Origin of the sequence: Streptomyces sp. NPDC127100, from assembly GCF_042724095.1 — a bacterium.
Taxonomy (GTDB): domain Bacteria; phylum Actinomycetota; class Actinomycetes; order Streptomycetales; family Streptomycetaceae; genus Streptomyces.
This window is the reverse complement of the sequence record NZ_JBHXFL010000008.1, coordinates 1-16,241: the sequence shown is the minus strand read 5'-3', so window position 1 is coordinate 16,241 and position 16,241 is coordinate 1. Positions and strand designations below refer to the sequence as shown.

Below are 16,241 nucleotides of genomic sequence, written 5' to 3'. Positions count from 1 at the left end.
GACACCACATGAGTCCCAGTGCGATGGCGGCCAGGGACGCGGTCGCAGCCCTCGAATCCGCCGGCTGGCCGGCCGGCTGGCCTTCGTCGGCGTTGGCAGCGACCTCATCAGGCATCGCCGCCCGACATGTTGAGGTGCGAGGTCAGTCCGTCGACGGGGTCAGAGGGTCCGGTCGGGACAAGGTCTCGGACAACGGCAGCCCACCCCTTGCGGCAACGATCCGGCGCACCCGCAGTTCGGCTCGTGTCCGCGGGCGGTACTTGGGCTCCTTGCCACACCCACAGGCCGATCGCCCTTCGTAGCGCAGCCCTTCACCCAACACCGCAGCCACCACGGACCACCCTTTGACATCACGCCTGGGCGGCGGAGCGAAGTCATGACCAGCGCAGGTGAGGGGCCGAGAGCAGCTTGGGCACACGTGCTCCCGCCGCGGGCAGGCATGCTGCTTGAAGCTGACACGGCATGAGACACACGCGTAGTGCAGCTTGTAGTAGGTCATGGCGTAGAAGCACACCGGGGCACCGTACCGAGTAGTCCGTCGAGCAGACCTCCCATTTCGAGCGCGGGCACCTGTCGACCGTGGCTGTGCCGTGTAACCGGCACGCCTGCGGCGCGTGGTGCCCCCGAAAGCTCCTCAGTCCGTCGGTATCAGGTGTGCCCAGACGGCGCCGAGCCTGTCGAGGAGGGCACGCTGCTCGTCGATCCAGCCGGGGGCCACGGTGAGGGAGAGGGACAGCCTGGTGGTCTGCTGGTCCGCGATGGTGACCGTGATCCCGTCCTGGTCGTCCTCCCGCCAATCCAGACGGATGCCGATCTCGGCGACCCGCGCGGCCTCGCGCCAGACGGCGTCGCGCCCCGCGGCGACCTCGTCCAGTACGTGGGCCCAGCCGGCCAGGTCCCTCGGGTCCACGTAGGTGTCGAGGACACCGGCCACGAAATCGTTGTGGACCAGGAGCTGCGCCGTCACGTCCGGGATCCCCGGGGCATAGGAGTCGTCCAACTCGACGACGACGCTGCCGCCGTACTGACCGATGATCCGCAGCAGTGCGAACCGCTCGGGCTCCGTCATGTCCCACCCCTGGGTGCTCTGTCCAACGCCGACGCCGCGCACTCGGTCTGTCGGGCACGGATGCGTTGCACGGCTTCAGTCGCCCTGGAACCACAGGTAGCTGCCTGGAGTGCTGGCGCACTGCTCCAGCAACCTTGCAAGGTCGTCCAAGGCAGCGAGCTGACGCTCAACGGTGCACCGTTGCCGTAGACCGGGGATCTCACCGAGAGCAACGGCAGCCTCCTGCTCGTTCATCAGAGCGTCCCCGTACGGATCTACGGCGGTCAGCCGCCCCTGCACTCCGAGCAGTTGGAGCGAGTCGATCGCATCGGCCAACGCGTCCCCGTGCCCGTACGAACTCTGTAGCAGCGTCGCTCGGGACTTGCGCCAGTTACGCGTTGGCCGTGCTGAGTGCAGCTCCACGTCTATACCCACGGGCCAATGATGCCTTGCTACAGAGGCTCAGCATCTGATCCGTACCTATGGAGAGATGGGCCGGAGACGGTCCTGCAGGGTTGCTTGACGGCCCGTGACGGCCGGTGCGGGGTGCTGCCGGTTGCTCGGGTCTGTACCTGGCTGCTGGACCGCAACTCCCCGTCGTCATCCCGTTGTCAGTCCCCCCTGTTAGCTTGCCTGACGGGATGAGACCGGTCAGAGAACCTTCGAGGTCCGCGGTCAAGGGGGGTGGGCACAAAGGTCCCCGGGAGCCACCTCGGGACTATGTTGCATGCCGCAGACCCCACCCCCCTCATCACCTGGCCAACGCGCTTTCCCACTGTCTTGGCGGGGTGCTGGGGTGTGTGCAGGGGTGTTCACCTGGGCTCATGGACGGCTGCCCACACTGGCGGTGGCGCTTCTCGGCCTCGTTCGAACGGCCGTGAACGGCGCTGAATGAGACGGAGACTGAGACGGGCGGCAGGACTACCGGCGAACCTTGCAGCCTCAGGAACGTGATCACCTGAAGGGTGCTCCACCACAGGACATTGTTTGTCCTACACGGACCGGCTGGGGGTACCACGATGTACGCACCATCGTGAGAAGCAGCCACCGGGGGCCTCGGGGAAGACGAGCACGCCCCACCCTTCCTCGTCGCTCCACTCGCGGACGGTCGCAGTCACCATGGGCGGGGACCATACGGGCCCCATCCGTGACGGCGGGCTGTCGACGCTTGCCGAAACTTAAGGAAAACCTTAAGGTCGGTGGTGGTGTCGAAGGGAGTCGTCTTGAGCTGGGCGATCAAGGTCACCGATGAGTACGCGGAGTGGTTCAGGCTCCTGATCAAGGAGGATCTGAGTTCGGCTTCCCAGGTCGCGCAGGCTGTAGCCGCCCTGCGTGAGGCGGGGCCGACCTTGGGACGCCCCCTTGTGGACCGGTTGAAGGGCTCGGGCCTGCATCATTTGAAGGAGCTGAGGCCGGGATCGGGCGGGCGCTCCGAAATCCGGATCGTCTTCGCCTTCGATCCGACTCGCTCGGCACTGCTGCTCCTGGGCGGTGACAAGGCCGGGAACTGGGATCGCTGGTACCGCGACAGCATTCCGCTGGCCGAGCGGCTCTACCACGATTACGTCGGCGACGAGGACTGAGGGAGTAGCCATGCCCAAGAAGGCTGCGCAGGACTGGGAAGTCCTGGAGCAGGAGCTGTACGCGGCCGGTGTGGAGCCCGCCGAGGTGGAGGCAGGGTCTCGCCGGCTTCTCGCTGAGGCACGTGGCCACCAACTCGCTGAGGCACGCAAGCAGTCAGGGTTGGCCCAGCGGGAGGTAGCGGCCCGGATGGGGGTCAGCGTCGCCCGGATCTCCCAGATCGAACACGGTGAAGGGGCCACCCTGGACGTCATCGCCCGCTATGTGGAGGCGCTCGGCGGAAGGCTGGATCTGGTCGCGGACTTCGGCGACCACACCCTGCGCATGCCGGCCAGCAGCAATCAGGGCAATGCGGCGGCGTAGTCGTCTCCGCGGGTGGCTTTGGTGAGACCGTGAGCGCTGGAGGTCGGGGTGGTCAGGTTTTCCCCGGCTTCCCCGCTCTGACTCGTACCGGGCTGGGTGAGTGCTCCGGTGCCTGGACACGACGAAGGGCCAGCCTGGAGGAAACCCCTCCTGAGCTGGCCCTTCTTCCTGTGCCCCCGGCAGGATTCGAACCTGCGACACCCGCTTTAGGAGAGCGGTGCTCTATCCCCTGAGCTACGAAGGCCTGGGCGGTGGCGCGGCTGTGCCACCGCCGACAGTGTAGCGGGTGGTCAGGTCGGCGGGACGGGGGTGAAGCGGCCTGCCGTGCGCAGGTCCGCCTCGATGCGGGTGGCCGTCCGGTGGAGGTCGGGGAGGATCTCCGTCACGCAGGCCTCGGCCGTCCGGCGGGCCGCGTGCATCGCCACGTCGAGGGCCGCCACGACGCGCCCTGTGCGGTCGCGTACCGGGACCGCGATGGAGCGCAGGCCGGCTTCCAGTTCCTCGTCGACCAGGGCGTAGCCCCGCGCCCGGACCTCTTCGAGGGCGGGAGCCGGTGCCGGGAGGTCGGCGAGGAGGACGCGGCCCGGGGCGGTCGCGTGGGCCGGGAGGCGGGAGCCCACGGTGACGCGGGCGCTCATCACGCGGCTCGTGGAGGCTCCCGCCGTGTACTGGATCTCCTCGCCCGAGTCCGACAGGACGGCGAGGGACGCGGACTCGTGGACCCGGGCCGCCAGTGCGGTCAGGTGGGGCTGGGCGATCCGGGGGAGCGAGAGCAGGGAGAGCGGCGGGAAGCCCAGGGACAGGACGCGGGGGGTGAGGGTGAAGGTGCGGTCGGGGGACTGCGCCACCAGGCCCGCGTGTTCGTGGGTGATCAGGGCCCGGCGGGCCGTAGCCCGGGACAGTCCCGTCGCCTTCGCGATCTCCGTGAGGGTCATGGCGGGCCTGCCCTCGCCGAAGGCCGTCAGGACGGTCAGGCCGCGGGCCAGGGACTCCACGAACTCCCGGCCCAGTTCCTGCTTCGACGCGCCCGTCCAGGTGGCCAGGCCCGCGGGCGGCGGCCCCGGGGCCGGGGGCGGGGCGTGGCGCAGGTCGTCCTCCATCGACGTCACGGCCGAGCGCAGGCGGGGGAGCAGGGCGGCGCGCAGGTCCGGTGCCGTGTGGCGGCTGGTGTGGCTCACCACGCTGGCCACGCACGCCACCCGGCCGGTGCCGGGGTCCCGTACGGGGACGGAGACCGCGACCAGGCCCGGTTCGATCAGCTGGTCGTCCAGGGCCCAGCCGTCGGCCGCCGCCCGCGCCGTACGGTGCTCGAAGTCGGCTCCGGCGGCGGCGTGTTCGCGTGGCGGTACGGACGGGAAGGTGCGGTCGTCCGGGTCCGCCGCCCGGCGGGCGTGCCAGCGGCGCCAGTCGGGTTCCGTCCACTCCGTGGCGAACAGCGGGCCCGGCGCGGTGCGTTCGGCGGGCAGCAGGTCGCCGATGCGGAAGCTCAGGGACATCGCCCGGCGGCGCGTGGCCTGGTGGATGAAGCGGACGCCGTCCCGGTCGCCGACCGCCAGGGACACCGACTCGTCCAGCTCGTCGGCGAGGGCGTCGGCCCGGTGGGACAGCAGGGCGGGCAGGCGCAGGGCGGCGAGATAGGCGTTGCCCAGTTCCATCAGGCGGGGGGCCAGGGTGACGTCGCGGCCGTCCAGGCGGACGTATCCCATGCGGGCCAGGGTGGCGGTGACGCGGTCGACGGTGGAGCGGGCGAGGCCGGTGGCCTTCTCCAGCCCGCTGAGGCTGAGGGTGCCGCCGTCCGCCTCGGTCAGCCGCCGCAGTACGGCGATGCCGCGCAGCAGCGGCGCGACCGCCTCGGCCGGTGCGACGACGCCCCCTGCCTCCAGGGCACCCCCGGCCTCCAGGGCACCCCCGGCCTCCAGGGCACCCCCGGCCTCCACGGCGTCCTCGGCCTCCACGGCGTCCCGTGTGCCCCCGGCGTCGCTGTCGGCGGTGTCGTTCGTGGTGTTGGCGGGCATCGGCTCTCCGGTACGGCGGTCGCGGCAGGCCTACCGTAATGCGGCGACCGGTGGGCCCTCTCCCTCGGCGGCCCTCCCCGGCGGCCCGTGGCTCAGCTCCGCGTGACCCGCACCTGGTGGTCGCCCTTCAGGTCCGCCCCCGACACCGTGATCGTGACGCCCCGGCGCGGGTCCTTGAAGGTCTCGCCGGGGACGAAGGCGGCGTCCGAGAGTTCGGCGTGGACGTTGGGGCTGCGAGTGCAGCCGCCGCTGTCCTTGCGGGCGTCGAACACCGTCACCGGGCCCATGCCGGTGTCCACGTCCGCGTCGACCTTGTAGATCAGGACGCCCTCGCGGCAGACGGCCGCGTCGTTGCCCTCGCGGGTGCGCAGCTCGACCGCGTACCCGGACGTCCCGTCGAGCGGTACGACGACGAGCTTGTCGCCGCCCTTGCGGGCCAGCGGCGTCAGTGTGTACTCCGTCGTGCCCGGCTGCGAGGCGCAGTGCACCTGGGACGGTCCCAGCCAGCCCAGCTTCCACTTGTGCCAGCCGAGCAGGTCGTTGTCGGCGCCCCAGTCCTCGCTCATGATGTCCCAGTGGCCGACCGCGCCCCCGCCCTCCTGGGTGTAGAGGTCGGGGAGGCCGAAGACGTGGCCGTTCTCGTGGGGGAGCACGCGGTAGCCGGTCCTGTCGTAGGAGCCGGAGCCGTCGTCCTGGCGGGAGTAGACGAAGGACGCGTTCGCCACCGGGACGCCGTCGGCGACCGGGGCCTCGGCGTTGCCGGCGAAGGTGACGGACAGGACCGTGTCCAGGGCGGAGGGGCCCGCGTTCGGCGTCACCAGCACGTTGAGCAGGTCGTACGCGCGGAAGTCCACCTTCGCGTCGGCCACCGACACCAGGTCCTGCACCAGGTCCCGGTAGCCGGGGTCGAAGGGTGCGCCGCGCTCTATGCCGTACTCGGCGAACGACTTGGGCATGCGCAGCCAGTCGTCGACCGGGCTCTCGGGGCGGTAGTCGAGACGGCCGTAGGAGCTGGTGCGGAACCACTCCCGGGTCTGCGGGAAGAACTCCTCGTAGCGGTCGAGGGCGCTGCCCTCGCCGGGCGCGTCGGAGAAGTCGATCATCAGGTTCAGGGCGCGGACGGTGCCGGTGGAGCGGGCGTACGCGGACGAGGTGGGGACGCCCTCGGACATCTGGATCTCGGAGCCGCCGCTGATCATGCAGGGGCCGTGCGCGGAGGTGCGGGAGAGGCCGGCCGGGCCGGGTCCGGCCGTCGAGGCGCCGGGGGCGAGCCGGCCGGTGCCCGCCGAGGTGCTGACGGCGAGCGTCAGGACGGCGACGGTCGCTATCGCGGCCGGCCGGCGCAGGCGTATCCGACGGCTCGGTGGCCGCACCTGCGGCTGCGGCTGCATGCAGACCTCCCGGAGCACGGCAGCCGTCGGTCGCCGACTGCACCCTTGTGCTCACCCTGGGTCGACGGGTGGGCGGGCGCGCGCTGGGGCGGACCGATCGTGGGTTTCTCGCCGGTAGCCGCCGAGTGCCGTGCGCGGCAGGGGTGTTCGCGCCCCCGGCGGCCGGACGGCGGGCCGGTGCGGGCGGCTCGGCGAGACCCCGCGCAGGCATGTGACGCAGGTCACTGTGAATTGGCGCGCGGGCGGGAAATAACCGGGGACCGTCTCCCCGTTTAGCCCTGTGTCCGAGCGAAACGGGGAAACGATCCCCGGATCGCGACCCAGGCTTCACGCCACCCCAGTCCGAGGAGTACGCCGTGCAGACCGCCACCCCCGTGCAGCGCAAGGCGACCCGGCCGCGCGCCGACGCCCTGCGCAACCGGGAGCGGATCGTCACCGCCGCCCGGGAGATGTTCGTCGAGCACGGCCCCGACGTGCCGCTCGACGAGGTCGCCCGCCGGGCCGGCGTCGGCAATGCCACGGTGTACCGCAACTTCCCCGACCGCGACGCCCTCGTCCGCGAGGTCGTCTGCTCGGTCATGGACCGCACGGCACGGGCGGCCGAGCTGGCCCTCGCGGAGACCGGCGACGCGTTCGAGGCGCTGGAGCGCTTCGTGCACGTCGCCGCCGACGAGCGGATCAGCGCGCTGTGCCCGATGGTGTCCAGCACGTTCGACCAGCACCACCCCGACCTGGAGGCGGCGCGCGACCGGGTCGAGCGGCTCGTCGCCGAGGTCATGGAACGGGCCACGGCGGCCGGGCAGCTCCGTCCCGACGTGGGCGTGGGCGACCTGATGATCGCCGTGGCCCAGCTCAGCCGGCCCCCGGCCGGTACCGAGTGCCTGCGCGCCGACCGGTTCGTCCACCGCCATCTTCAGCTGTTCCTGGACGGGTTGCGGGCTCCGGCCCCCTCCGCCCTGCCGGGGAACGCCGTGACCCTGGAGGACCTGCGCCGGCCCTGCGACCAGTAGTACCGCCACCGACAGCTCCGCTTCTCACGACCGTCCGACCAGGACGGCGGCCCGCGTGGTCGCCGCCCCGGTCCGGTCGTCCCTTTTGAAGACCTTTTTCCGTCACGAAGTCCCGAAGTGGGTATCTCCATGTCTCAAGCAGCCGTCAAGGCTCCCGGCGTCCCCGACGCCGGCCGCTGGAACGCGCTCGTCTTCATCGCGCTCGCCCAGCTGATGGTCGTCCTCGACTCGACCATCGTGAACATCGCCCTGCCCTCCGCCCAGCAGGACCTCGGCATCTCCGACGGCAACCGGCAGTGGGTCGTCACGGCCTACGCCCTCGCCTTCGGCGGCCTGCTGCTGTTCGGCGGCCGGATCGCCGACCTGTGGGGCCGCAAGCGCACCTTCGTCCTCGGCCTGGCCGGTTTCGCCGTCGCCTCCGCGCTCGGCGGCGCGGCCACCAACGAGGCGATGATGTTCGGCTCCCGTGCCCTCCAGGGCGCCTTCGGCGCACTGCTCGCGCCGGCCGCGCTCTCCCTGCTCGCCGTGATGTTCACGGACGCCAAGGAGCGGGCCAAGGCGTTCGGCATCTACGGCGCGATCGCCGGTGGCGGTGCCGCCGTCGGCCTGATCCTCGGCGGCTTCCTCACCGAGTACCTGGACTGGCGCTGGACGTTCTTCGTCAACGTCCCGTTCGCCGTCGTCGCCGCGGCCGGTGCGTACCTGGTCATCCGTGAGCCGCAGGACGGCCGCAACCGCTCCCCGCTCGACGTCCCCGGCGTGATCCTGTCCACCCTCGGGCTGGTCGCGCTCGTCTACGGCTTCACCCGCGCCGAGTCGGCCGGCTGGAGCGACAGCCTGACGATCGGCATGTTCGTCGGCTCCGCCGTGCTGCTGCTCGCCTTCGTGCTGGTCGAGAGCCGGGTCAAGGCCCCGCTGCTGCCGCTGCGCGTGGTCACCGACCGCAGCCGCGGCGGTATCTACCTCTCGCTGGGCCTCGCCATCATCGGCATGTTCGGCCTGTTCCTCTTCCTGACCTACTACCTGCAGATCGTGAAGGGCTACTCGCCGGTGAAGACCGGCTTCGCCTTCCTGCCCATGGTCGCGGGCATGATCACGGGCTCCACCCAGATCGGCGCCCGCCTGATGACCCGCGTCCCGGCCCGTCTCCTGATGGGACCCGGCTTCCTGGTCGCCGCCGTCGGCATGCTGCTGCTGACCCAGCTGGAGGTCGACACCTCCTACGCCGCCGTGCTGCTGCCCGGCATGCTGCTCCTCGGTCTCGGCATGGGTACGGCGTTCATGCCGGCCATGTCCCTGGCCACCCAGGGCGTCGAGCCCCGGGACGCCGGTGTGGCCTCCGCGATGGTCAACACCTCGCAGCAGGTGGGCGGTGCGATCGGTACGGCCCTGCTGAACACGATCGCGGCGTCGGCCACCACGACCTACGTCGCCGATCACATCGGCGGCGCGGCCGGCCGGTCCCAGCAGCAGCTGGTCCAGCTGGAGGGCATGGTGCACGGCTACACCAGCGCGATCTGGTTCGCCGTCGGCATCCTGGCCCTGGCCGGTGTGATCGCCCTGACCTTCGTCAACGCCGGCCGTCCGGGCGGCACGTCCGTCACGGGGGCCCGCTCCGGCGACGGTGTCGAGGACGAGCTGCCGGTGCCGGTCGTCGCCCACTGACACCGGCCGGAGACACCCCTCGGGTTCCGAGCACCACCCGTGCGCAGGGGGAGGGGACGCCCCGTGCGCACGGTTCCCCGCGGACCCGCCCCGGCTGCCCGAGCCCTCCGCTCAGCGCAGCCAGGGCAGGTCCGCGCCCGCCTCGGCGGGCTGAAGTCCCTCGGCGACGATCCGCATGATCTCGCCGAGGGACTTCTGCTGTTCCGGGGTGAGCCGGTCGAACACGGCCTGGCGCACGGCGTCCACATGGCCCGGCGCGGTCCGCCTCAGCACCGCGTACCCCTCGTCCGTGAGCACCGCGAACTGGCCGCGCTTGTCGGACGGGCAGTCCTCGCGGCGGACCCAGCCGCTCTTCTCCAGGCGGGCGATCGCGTGCGAGAGGCGGGAGCGGGTGATCTTCGCGTACTTGGCCAGTTCCGTCATGCGCAGGCGCCGCCTCGGTGACTCGGCCAGCTTGACCAGCAGGCCGTAGTAGACGTGCGGCATGCCCGCGTCGCGCTGGAGCTGCCGGTCGAGGTGGTCCTCCAGGAGGGTGGCGGCCTCGATGTAGGAGCGCCACACGAGCTGCTCCTCGTCGGTGAGCCAGCGGGGCTCGTCGGCGGGGGCCGGGATGGGTGCCGTGTTCATGCATCCCACTCTACGAGACCACTCCTTGAATCTTAAACAAAAGGGGCGTACATTCGGGGACGTAAGAGATTGAGACTTCAAGCAACTACGTCAAGCAACTGCCACTGATGGGGAGCCGCCGCCATGTCGACCGATGTCCGGGACCGCATGCCCGCCCTCTACCTCAGCCACGGCGCCCCGCCCCTCGCCGACGACCCCGTCTGGCCCGGCGAGCTGGCCGCCTGGGCTGCCGGTCTGCCGCGCCCGAAGGCGATCCTCGTCGTCTCCGCCCACTGGGAGGAGGCCCCGCTCGCGCTCGGCGCCACCCGCACCGTGCCGCTCGTCTACGACTTCTGGGGCTTCCCCGAGCACTACTACCAGGTGCGTTACGAGGCGCCCGGCGCCCCCGAGCTCGCCGACTCCGTCCGCAAGCTGCTGCGCGCCCCCGGCACGCCCGTGCAGGACGTCCCCGACCGCGGCCTCGACCACGGCGCGTACGTCCCGCTCGTGGAGATGTACCCGGGCGCCGACATCCCGGTGCTCCAGGTGTCCATGCCGACCCTGGACCCGGTCCGGCTGATGGACATCGGCCGCAAGCTGGCGCCCCTGCGTGACGAGGGCGTGCTGATCATCGGCTCCGGCTTCTTCACCCACAACCTGGCCGCCCTGCGCCAGGGCGGCGTGCCCGCCTGGTCCGCGGAGTTCGACGACTGGGGGCGGCGCGCGCTGGACGCCGGTGACGTGGACGCGCTGCTCGACTTCGGCCGCAAGTCCCCGGCGGGTCTGCTCGCCCACCCGCGCACCGAGCACTTCGCCCCGCTGTTCGTGACGATGGGCGCCGCCGACGCGGCCGGCGAGCTGGACCTGCGCAAGTCGGTGATCGACGGGTTCTGGATGGGGCTGGCGAAGCGTTCGGTGCAGTTCGGCTGAGCCGAACCCGTCCGGCCGGGGGCCCGCCCGGCCGCCGGGCGGGCCCTGGACGGACCTAGAGCGGCTTCTCGTACCAGGCCACGTCCCAGTACCGGCCGAACTTGCGGCCCACCTCGCGGAACGTGCCCACGTGCCGGAAGCCGAGGCGCTCGTGCAGACGGGTGGAGGCCGCGTTGGGCTGTGCGATGCCCGCGTAGGCGCGGTGCACGTCCTCGCCCGCCAGGGCCTCGAACAGCGAGGTGTAGAGCAGGGTGCCGATGCCCCGGCCGCCGGCGTGCGGGGCGACGTAGACGGTGGTCTCCACCGAGGTCGTGTACGCGGGCTTGGCGCGGTAAGGGCTGGATGTGGCGTAGCCCAGAATCTCCTGTGAGTCCGCGTCCGCGGCAACCCTCAGCCGGTACGGGCCGTCTTCAGGGTGGGAGAGCAGCCACGGACGGCGCTCCTCCGGGGTGAAGGGGTCGGTGTCGAACGTGATGGGCGTCTCACGTACGTAGTGGTTGTAGAGCTCGGTGAGCCTCTCGAGGTCACCCTCGACCCCGGGCCTGACCTGGACATCCGTGCGTTCCGACGGCATCCGTCCTCCTCATGCGGCGGCACAGGGTACTGCATGATCAGAAAGATCGGGGGGTGGGTTGGGAATTCTGTCCGGATTCCAGTCGTTGTTTCCATCGGATGCAGGGCACCCGAGGAGAGTCCCGGAAGAGTCCGGAGACGGATTCCGTGACACGAGAAGCAGAGACCGGAGACGACCCGACAATGCCCGACATCTGCAGGACCGCCCGCTGAACCACTCATCGCAAGGGAGCACGCATGGCAACCCGTGCCGTCGCCCGTCGTAAGTCCGCCACCGGCGAGACGGCCGACGCGGCAACCAGCGTCCGCGCCAACGGCGGCGAGCTCGCCGACCGCGATCTGGTCGGCATGTACCTCGACGAGATCGCCCGGACCCCGCTGCTCGACGCCGCCAAGGAAGTCGAGCTGTCCCAGACCATCGAGGCGGGTGTGTTCGCGCGGCAGGTCCTCGAAGGCTACGAGGAGACCGGCGCGGACGCCACCCGGGAGGAGCTCCGGGCCCTGATCGCCGAGGGCGAGAGGGCCAAGGACGTCTTCATCCGCTCCAACCTCCGCCTGGTCGTCGCGGTGGCCCGCCGCTACCCGCGCAGCGGTCTGCCGCTCCTCGACCTCATCCAGGAGGGCAACGCCGGCCTGGTCCGCGCGGTCGAGAAGTTCGACTACCGCAAGGGCTTCAAGTTCTCGACGTACGCGACCTGGTGGATCCGGCAGGCCATCACCCGCTCGATCGCCGACCAGTCGCGCACCATCCGCCTGCCCGTCCACCTCGTGGAGGAGCTCGGCCGGATCCGGCGCGTGCAGCGCGAGTTCAACCGTGAGCACGGCCGCGAGCCGGAGCCCGCGGAGATCGCCGCCGAGCTCGGTTCGACGCCGGAGCGCGTCACCGACGTGCTCGACTGGGCCCGCGACCCGGTCTCGCTGAACATGTCGGTGGACGACGAGGGCGAGACCCAGTTCGGCGACCTGCTGGAGGACACCTCCGCCGTGTCGCCCGAGCAGTCCGTGATGACCCTGCTGCGCAGCGAGGAGCTGGACGACCTGATCGGCCGCCTCGACCCGCGCACGGCCTCCATCATCAAGATGCGCTACGGCATCGACGACGGGCGCGAGCGCACCCTGACCGAGGTCGGCAAGGAGCACGGGCTCACCCGTGAGCGGATCCGGCAGATAGAGAAGCACGCGCTGCTGGAGCTCAAGAAGCTGGCGCGTGACACCGGCTTCGAGGCAGCGGCGTAAGGACCGTCGGGGGCCGTCGCGAGGCGGCCCCGTGGCGCGGGGAGCGTGGCGTGACGCGTGGGGCGTGCGCCGGTGGCCGAAGCCCGCGCGAACATGGCCGTACAACGCTGCTTCAACCGGCAGGGGCCCGGGAACAAAATCTCCGGGCCCGGCGGTTCGGGCCCGGATCCGCTCCGGTTCCGACGCACACTTGGACCACGTCCCGACGCACTCCCCCCGGCGCCGGGACCTTCCAGAGCCGGGCTTGGCACCCCTCCCCCCCCGGGTGCCAAGCCCGGCTCTTCTCTTGCGCGGGCACGGGCGGGACCGGGCGAGGACGCGCGGGAGCAGGGCAGGAAGAAGCGGGCCACCCCGAACCTGAACCCCGGGGTGACCCGCCGAATGGCAGATTCTGCCACAGCGGCATAGCCTGCCGAAGTGAGCAGCACCACCAGCCCCACCCGTACTCCCGCCGCCGGACGGCCACCGCTCTCGCTGACCGAGCGGCGCAAGGCCGAGACCCGCATGGACATCGCCCGTGCGGCGGCCCGCCTCTTCGTGGGGCAGGGCCTGCGGGCCACCCGGGCCGAGGACATCGCGCGCGCCGCCGGCGTCGCGCCGCGGACCTTCTACCGCTACTTCGCCACCAAGGAGGAGGCCGTCGCGCCCCTCTACGCCCTGGGCGCCGAGCGCTGGATCGAGGCGGTGCGGGAGGCCCCGGCCGCGCTGTCCCCGCCACAGGCACTGGAACACGCGGTGCGGCACACGCTGGCGCCGGGCGCCGGGGTGTCCGCCGCGTCGTGGGAGGCGGCCCGGGCACTGATCCGCCTGGCCGAGACCAGCCCGGCGCTGCGGAAGGTGTGGGCCGACGTGTGCCACCGGAGCGAGCGGGCGCTCGGGGACGCCCTGGCCGAGCGGGCGCCGAGCGGGCTGCGAGGGGACGCGGACGCGGGTGCGACTACGGGTGTGGGTGCGAGTGCCGACAACGTTGCCGAGGCGCCGGTGGCCGGGCCCCGGCTCCGGTTCGCCGCCGCCACGGCGGGGGCGGCCGTGCGGGTGGCGGTGGAGCACTGGGCCGCGTCCGCGGACGACCCGGCGAGGGCCCTGGACCTGGCGCTGGCCAACCTGGAGGTGCTGAGGCGGTTCACATGGGACGAGGCGCCGGGGGAGGGGGAGTAGGCGCGGCGCCGCCACCGGGGCCGCCGCGCCCCGCCGTCAGGACTCCGCGGCCGCCCGGGTCAGACGGGCGCCCAGGGTGCCGACGGCCGCCACCAGCTCCGCGGGCTCCCGCACCGTGAAGTCCACCCCGAGCATCGCGAGCCGTACCGCCATCCACTCCACCGCGTCGGAGACCGTGGCCCGCAGGACGCACGACGCCCCGTCGTCCGCCGGCTCCGGCCGGCCGAGCCAGGGCGGCAGCCGGGCGGCGATCTCCCGCACCGGCGCGGCGAAGGCGACCACGACGTCGTAGGAGCCGCCGCGCCGCTGCATGGACCGGCGCAGGTACTCCGCCGCGTCCCCCGTCGGCAGCTCCCGCGGAGCGAACCGCACCCCCGTCGCGAACGGCTCGCCGACCCGGTCCACCCGGAAGGTCCGCCAGTCGTCGCGGTCGAGGTCGTACGCGACGAGGTACCAGCGGCGCCCCGTCGAGACCAGCCGGTACGGCTCCGTCAGGCGCCGCGACGCGGTGCCGTCCCCGGCGCGGTAGGCGAACCGCAGCCGCTCCCGTCCGGCCACCGTGGACGCCATGACGGTCAGCGTCTCGGGGGCGATGCTCGGCCCGTCCCCACTGGTCAGCGGCGTCGTCGCGGCCTGGAGCGTGGCGACGCGGTGCCGCAGCCGCGACGGCAGCACCTGCTCCAGCTTCGCCAGCGCCCGTACCGACGCCTCGTCCACGCCCTCCACCGCGTGCCCCGCCCCGGCACGCAGCCCGACCGCGATCGCCACCGCCTCCTCGTCGTCCAGCACGAGCGGCGGCATCGCCTTGCCGGCGACCAGCCGGTACCCGCCGTCGGAGCCCATGGTCGCCTGTACGGGATAACCCAGCTCGCGCAGCCGGTCGATGTCCCGCCGGACCGTGCGGCGGGACACCCCGAGCCGGTCGGCGAGCTCGCCGCCGGGCCATTCGCGGGGCGTCTGGAGGAGGGAGAGCAGCGTCAGGAGCCGGGCCGGAGTGTCCGTCGTCATGACCCGAGCATGCCGCAGATATAGGACGCGATCTGACCTACTGGGCCCGTAGCGTGCTCGCATGACCTTCACGCACACCCCGGACTCACCCCCGGCCCGGCCCGCGGGCGGCGACCGCCGGCGCTGGTTCGCCCTCGCCATCGTGATGACGGCGGCGTTCATGGACCTCGTCGACGTCACGATCGTCAACATCGCGATCCCGTCGATCCAGCGGGACGAGGGCGCCACCTTCAGCCAGATCCAGTGGATCACCGCCGGATACGCCCTCGCCTTCGCCGCCGGACTGATCACCGGCGGGCGGCTCGGCGACATCCACGGCCGCAAGCGGCTGTTCCTCGTGGGCATCGGCGGCTTCACGCTCGCCTCGGCGCTGTGCGGATTCGCGGTGAACCCGGAGATGCTGGTCGCCTCCCGCATCCTCCAGGGCGGCATGGCCGCGCTGATGGTGCCGCAGGTGCTGTCGATCGTGCACGCCACCTTCCCGGCGCACGAGCGCGGCAAGGTCTTCGGGCTGTTCGGCGCGATCGTCGGACTGGGGGCCGTCTCCGGTCCGCTGCTCGGCGCCCTGCTCACCGAGTGGAACCTCTTCGGGCTGGAATGGCGGCCCATCTTCCTCATCAACCTGCCGGTCGGCATCGCCGGCCTGATCCTCGGCAGCCGCTTCATCACCGAGTCCAGGGCCCCGCGCGCCCTCAAGCTCGACCTCGTCGGCGTCGCCCTGGTCACCCTCGGCCTGCTGATGCTGGTCTACCCGCTGACCCGGGGCCGCGAGCTGGGCTGGCCGGTGTGGGGGTACGTGTCGATGGGCGGCGCGTTCGCCGTCCTGGCGGTGCTGGTGGCCTACGAGCGGCGCAAGACCGCGCGGGACGGGTCTCCGCTGATCGAGCTGTCGCTGTTCAGGGTGAAGAGCTTCGCGGCGGGCATCGCCGTGCAGACCGTCTTCGGGGTCGGCCTCGGCATCTTCTTCCTGGTGTGGACGCTCTACATGCAGGTGGGGCTGGGCTGGAGCCCGCTGCGGTCCGGCCTGACGGGCGTGCCGTTTTCCCTCGCGGTGTCGACGGCGGCGGGCGTGTCCGTGCAGAAGCTGGTCCCGCGCTTCGGGCGCAAGGTGCTCCAGGCCGGCGCGCTGGTCATGGCGGCCGGAGTGCTGCTCTACATCTGGGAGGCCGAGCGGTACGGACTCGGCATCACGTCCTGGCAGATGGCGTTGCCCCTGGTCGTCATGGGACTCGGCATGGGCCTGATCGTCGCCCCGCTGACGGACGCGGTGCTGTCCGAGGTGCCGCGCGAGCACGCCGGCGCGGCGTCCGGGCTGATCAACACCGTGCAGCAGATGGGCAACGCGCTCGGACTCGGCCTGGTGTCCGTGGTCTTCTTCGGCACGATGGACGACCACCTGACCCGGGCCGGCATCGGCCCGGCCTACGCGGACGCCTTCCAGAACGCGCTGGGCTGGGTGGCCGCGGTGATGGGCGCCATCTTCCTGCTGATGTTCGCCCTGCCCCGGCGTCCGGCCCAGCACGTCGAGGGGGCCGAGGCGCAGGAGGAGACCGCGGGGGAGACCGCCGGGGAGGAGAAGGCGCCCGCGCTGGTCTGACGACGGGGCGGCGCACGGCGGACACGACGGGGACGCGGGTGGGCCCGGCACTTCGGTGCC

14 protein-coding genes, 1 tRNA gene and 1 pseudogene are annotated in these 16,241 nt (G+C 71.8%); 8 read left to right on the top strand and 8 right to left on the bottom strand.

Going from position 1 to position 16,241, the window contains the following annotated elements; all coding sequences use genetic code 11:
* Positions 1-634: 634 nt before the first annotated feature.
* Both ACFWJB_RS11135 and ACFWJB_RS11130 read right to left on the bottom strand, forming a co-directional pair.
* Positions 635-1,069 carry a DUF5959 family protein gene (locus ACFWJB_RS11135; protein WP_386921724.1) on the bottom strand — a complete coding sequence of 145 codons (435 nt, stop codon included), beginning with the start codon at positions 1,067-1,069 and terminating at the stop codon, positions 635-637.
* Between the two features lie 1,007 nt (positions 1,070-2,076).
* Positions 2,077-2,169 (bottom strand): annotated as a pseudogene (locus ACFWJB_RS11130) (cold shock domain-containing protein); the annotation flags it as partial.
* Between the two features lie 102 nt (positions 2,170-2,271).
* On the opposite strand from ACFWJB_RS11130, the gene ACFWJB_RS11125 reads away from it, so the two are divergent.
* Both ACFWJB_RS11125 and ACFWJB_RS11120 read left to right on the top strand, forming a co-directional pair.
* A complete protein-coding gene (locus tag ACFWJB_RS11125) occupies positions 2,272-2,631 on the top strand; it encodes a type II toxin-antitoxin system RelE/ParE family toxin (RefSeq protein ID WP_386921722.1) in 360 nt (119 codons plus the stop codon).
* Between the two features lie 10 nt (positions 2,632-2,641).
* A complete protein-coding gene (locus ACFWJB_RS11120) occupies positions 2,642-2,992 on the top strand; it encodes a helix-turn-helix domain-containing protein (RefSeq protein WP_386921720.1) in 351 nt (116 codons plus the stop codon).
* 171 nt (positions 2,993-3,163) lie between these two features.
* On the opposite strand, the gene ACFWJB_RS11115 is transcribed toward ACFWJB_RS11120, so the two are convergent.
* The 3 genes from ACFWJB_RS11115 to ACFWJB_RS11105 form a co-directional block, all read right to left on the bottom strand.
* Positions 3,164-3,236 (bottom strand) — tRNA-Arg (locus ACFWJB_RS11115).
* 46 nt (positions 3,237-3,282) lie between these two features.
* On the bottom strand, positions 3,283-5,007 hold the full coding sequence (locus ACFWJB_RS11110) for an IclR family transcriptional regulator C-terminal domain-containing protein (RefSeq protein WP_386921718.1): 1,725 nt from the start codon (positions 5,005-5,007) through the stop codon (positions 3,283-3,285).
* 92 nt (positions 5,008-5,099) lie between these two features.
* A complete protein-coding gene (locus ACFWJB_RS11105; RefSeq protein ID WP_385462525.1) occupies positions 5,100-6,398 on the bottom strand; it encodes a M6 family metalloprotease domain-containing protein in 1,299 nt (432 codons plus the stop codon).
* A 356-nt stretch (positions 6,399-6,754) separates the two neighbouring features.
* On the opposite strand from ACFWJB_RS11105, the gene ACFWJB_RS11100 reads away from it, so the two are divergent.
* Positions 6,755-7,408 carry a TetR/AcrR family transcriptional regulator gene (locus ACFWJB_RS11100; RefSeq protein WP_385462522.1) on the top strand — a complete coding sequence of 218 codons (654 nt, stop codon included), beginning with the start codon at positions 6,755-6,757 and terminating at the stop codon, positions 7,406-7,408.
* Between the two features lie 129 nt (positions 7,409-7,537).
* The gene (locus ACFWJB_RS11095; RefSeq protein ID WP_386921716.1) at positions 7,538-9,073 is read left to right on the top strand and encodes an MFS transporter; all 1,536 of its coding nucleotides are present in this window, start codon (positions 7,538-7,540) and stop codon (positions 9,071-9,073) included.
* Between the two features lie 111 nt (positions 9,074-9,184).
* On the opposite strand, the gene ACFWJB_RS11090 is transcribed toward ACFWJB_RS11095, so the two are convergent.
* Entirely contained in the window at positions 9,185-9,700 is a 516-nt protein-coding gene (locus tag ACFWJB_RS11090) for a MarR family winged helix-turn-helix transcriptional regulator (protein WP_385462516.1), read from the bottom strand.
* A gap of 147 nt (positions 9,701-9,847) precedes the next feature.
* Between ACFWJB_RS11090 and ACFWJB_RS11085 the strand changes: the two genes are divergently transcribed.
* Positions 9,848-10,609: a dioxygenase gene (locus tag ACFWJB_RS11085; RefSeq protein WP_385462606.1), complete on the top strand. Its 762-nt coding sequence runs from the start codon at positions 9,848-9,850 to the stop codon at positions 10,607-10,609.
* A gap of 55 nt (positions 10,610-10,664) precedes the next feature.
* Here the strand turns inward: ACFWJB_RS11085 and ACFWJB_RS11080 are convergent, their stop codons facing one another.
* Positions 10,665-11,183 carry a GNAT family N-acetyltransferase gene (locus tag ACFWJB_RS11080; protein ID WP_386921713.1) on the bottom strand — a complete coding sequence of 173 codons (519 nt, stop codon included), beginning with the start codon at positions 11,181-11,183 and terminating at the stop codon, positions 10,665-10,667.
* Between the two features lie 236 nt (positions 11,184-11,419).
* Here ACFWJB_RS11080 and ACFWJB_RS11075 point away from each other — a divergent pair, with 236 nt between their 5' ends.
* Entirely contained in the window at positions 11,420-12,418 is a 999-nt protein-coding gene (locus ACFWJB_RS11075) for an RNA polymerase sigma factor RpoD/SigA (protein ID WP_385462510.1), read from the top strand.
* Positions 12,419-12,922: 504 nt separating this feature from the next.
* The gene (locus tag ACFWJB_RS11070; protein ID WP_386921912.1) at positions 12,923-13,576 is read left to right on the top strand and encodes a TetR/AcrR family transcriptional regulator; all 654 of its coding nucleotides are present in this window, start codon (positions 12,923-12,925) and stop codon (positions 13,574-13,576) included.
* 36 nt (positions 13,577-13,612) lie between these two features.
* Here the strand turns inward: ACFWJB_RS11070 and ACFWJB_RS11065 are convergent, their stop codons facing one another.
* Entirely contained in the window at positions 13,613-14,584 is a 972-nt protein-coding gene (locus tag ACFWJB_RS11065; protein ID WP_385462507.1) for a helix-turn-helix transcriptional regulator, read from the bottom strand.
* Between the two features lie 61 nt (positions 14,585-14,645).
* On the opposite strand from ACFWJB_RS11065, the gene ACFWJB_RS11060 reads away from it, so the two are divergent.
* A complete protein-coding gene (locus ACFWJB_RS11060) occupies positions 14,646-16,181 on the top strand; it encodes an MFS transporter (protein WP_385462504.1) in 1,536 nt (511 codons plus the stop codon).
* Positions 16,182-16,241 lie beyond the last annotated feature (60 nt).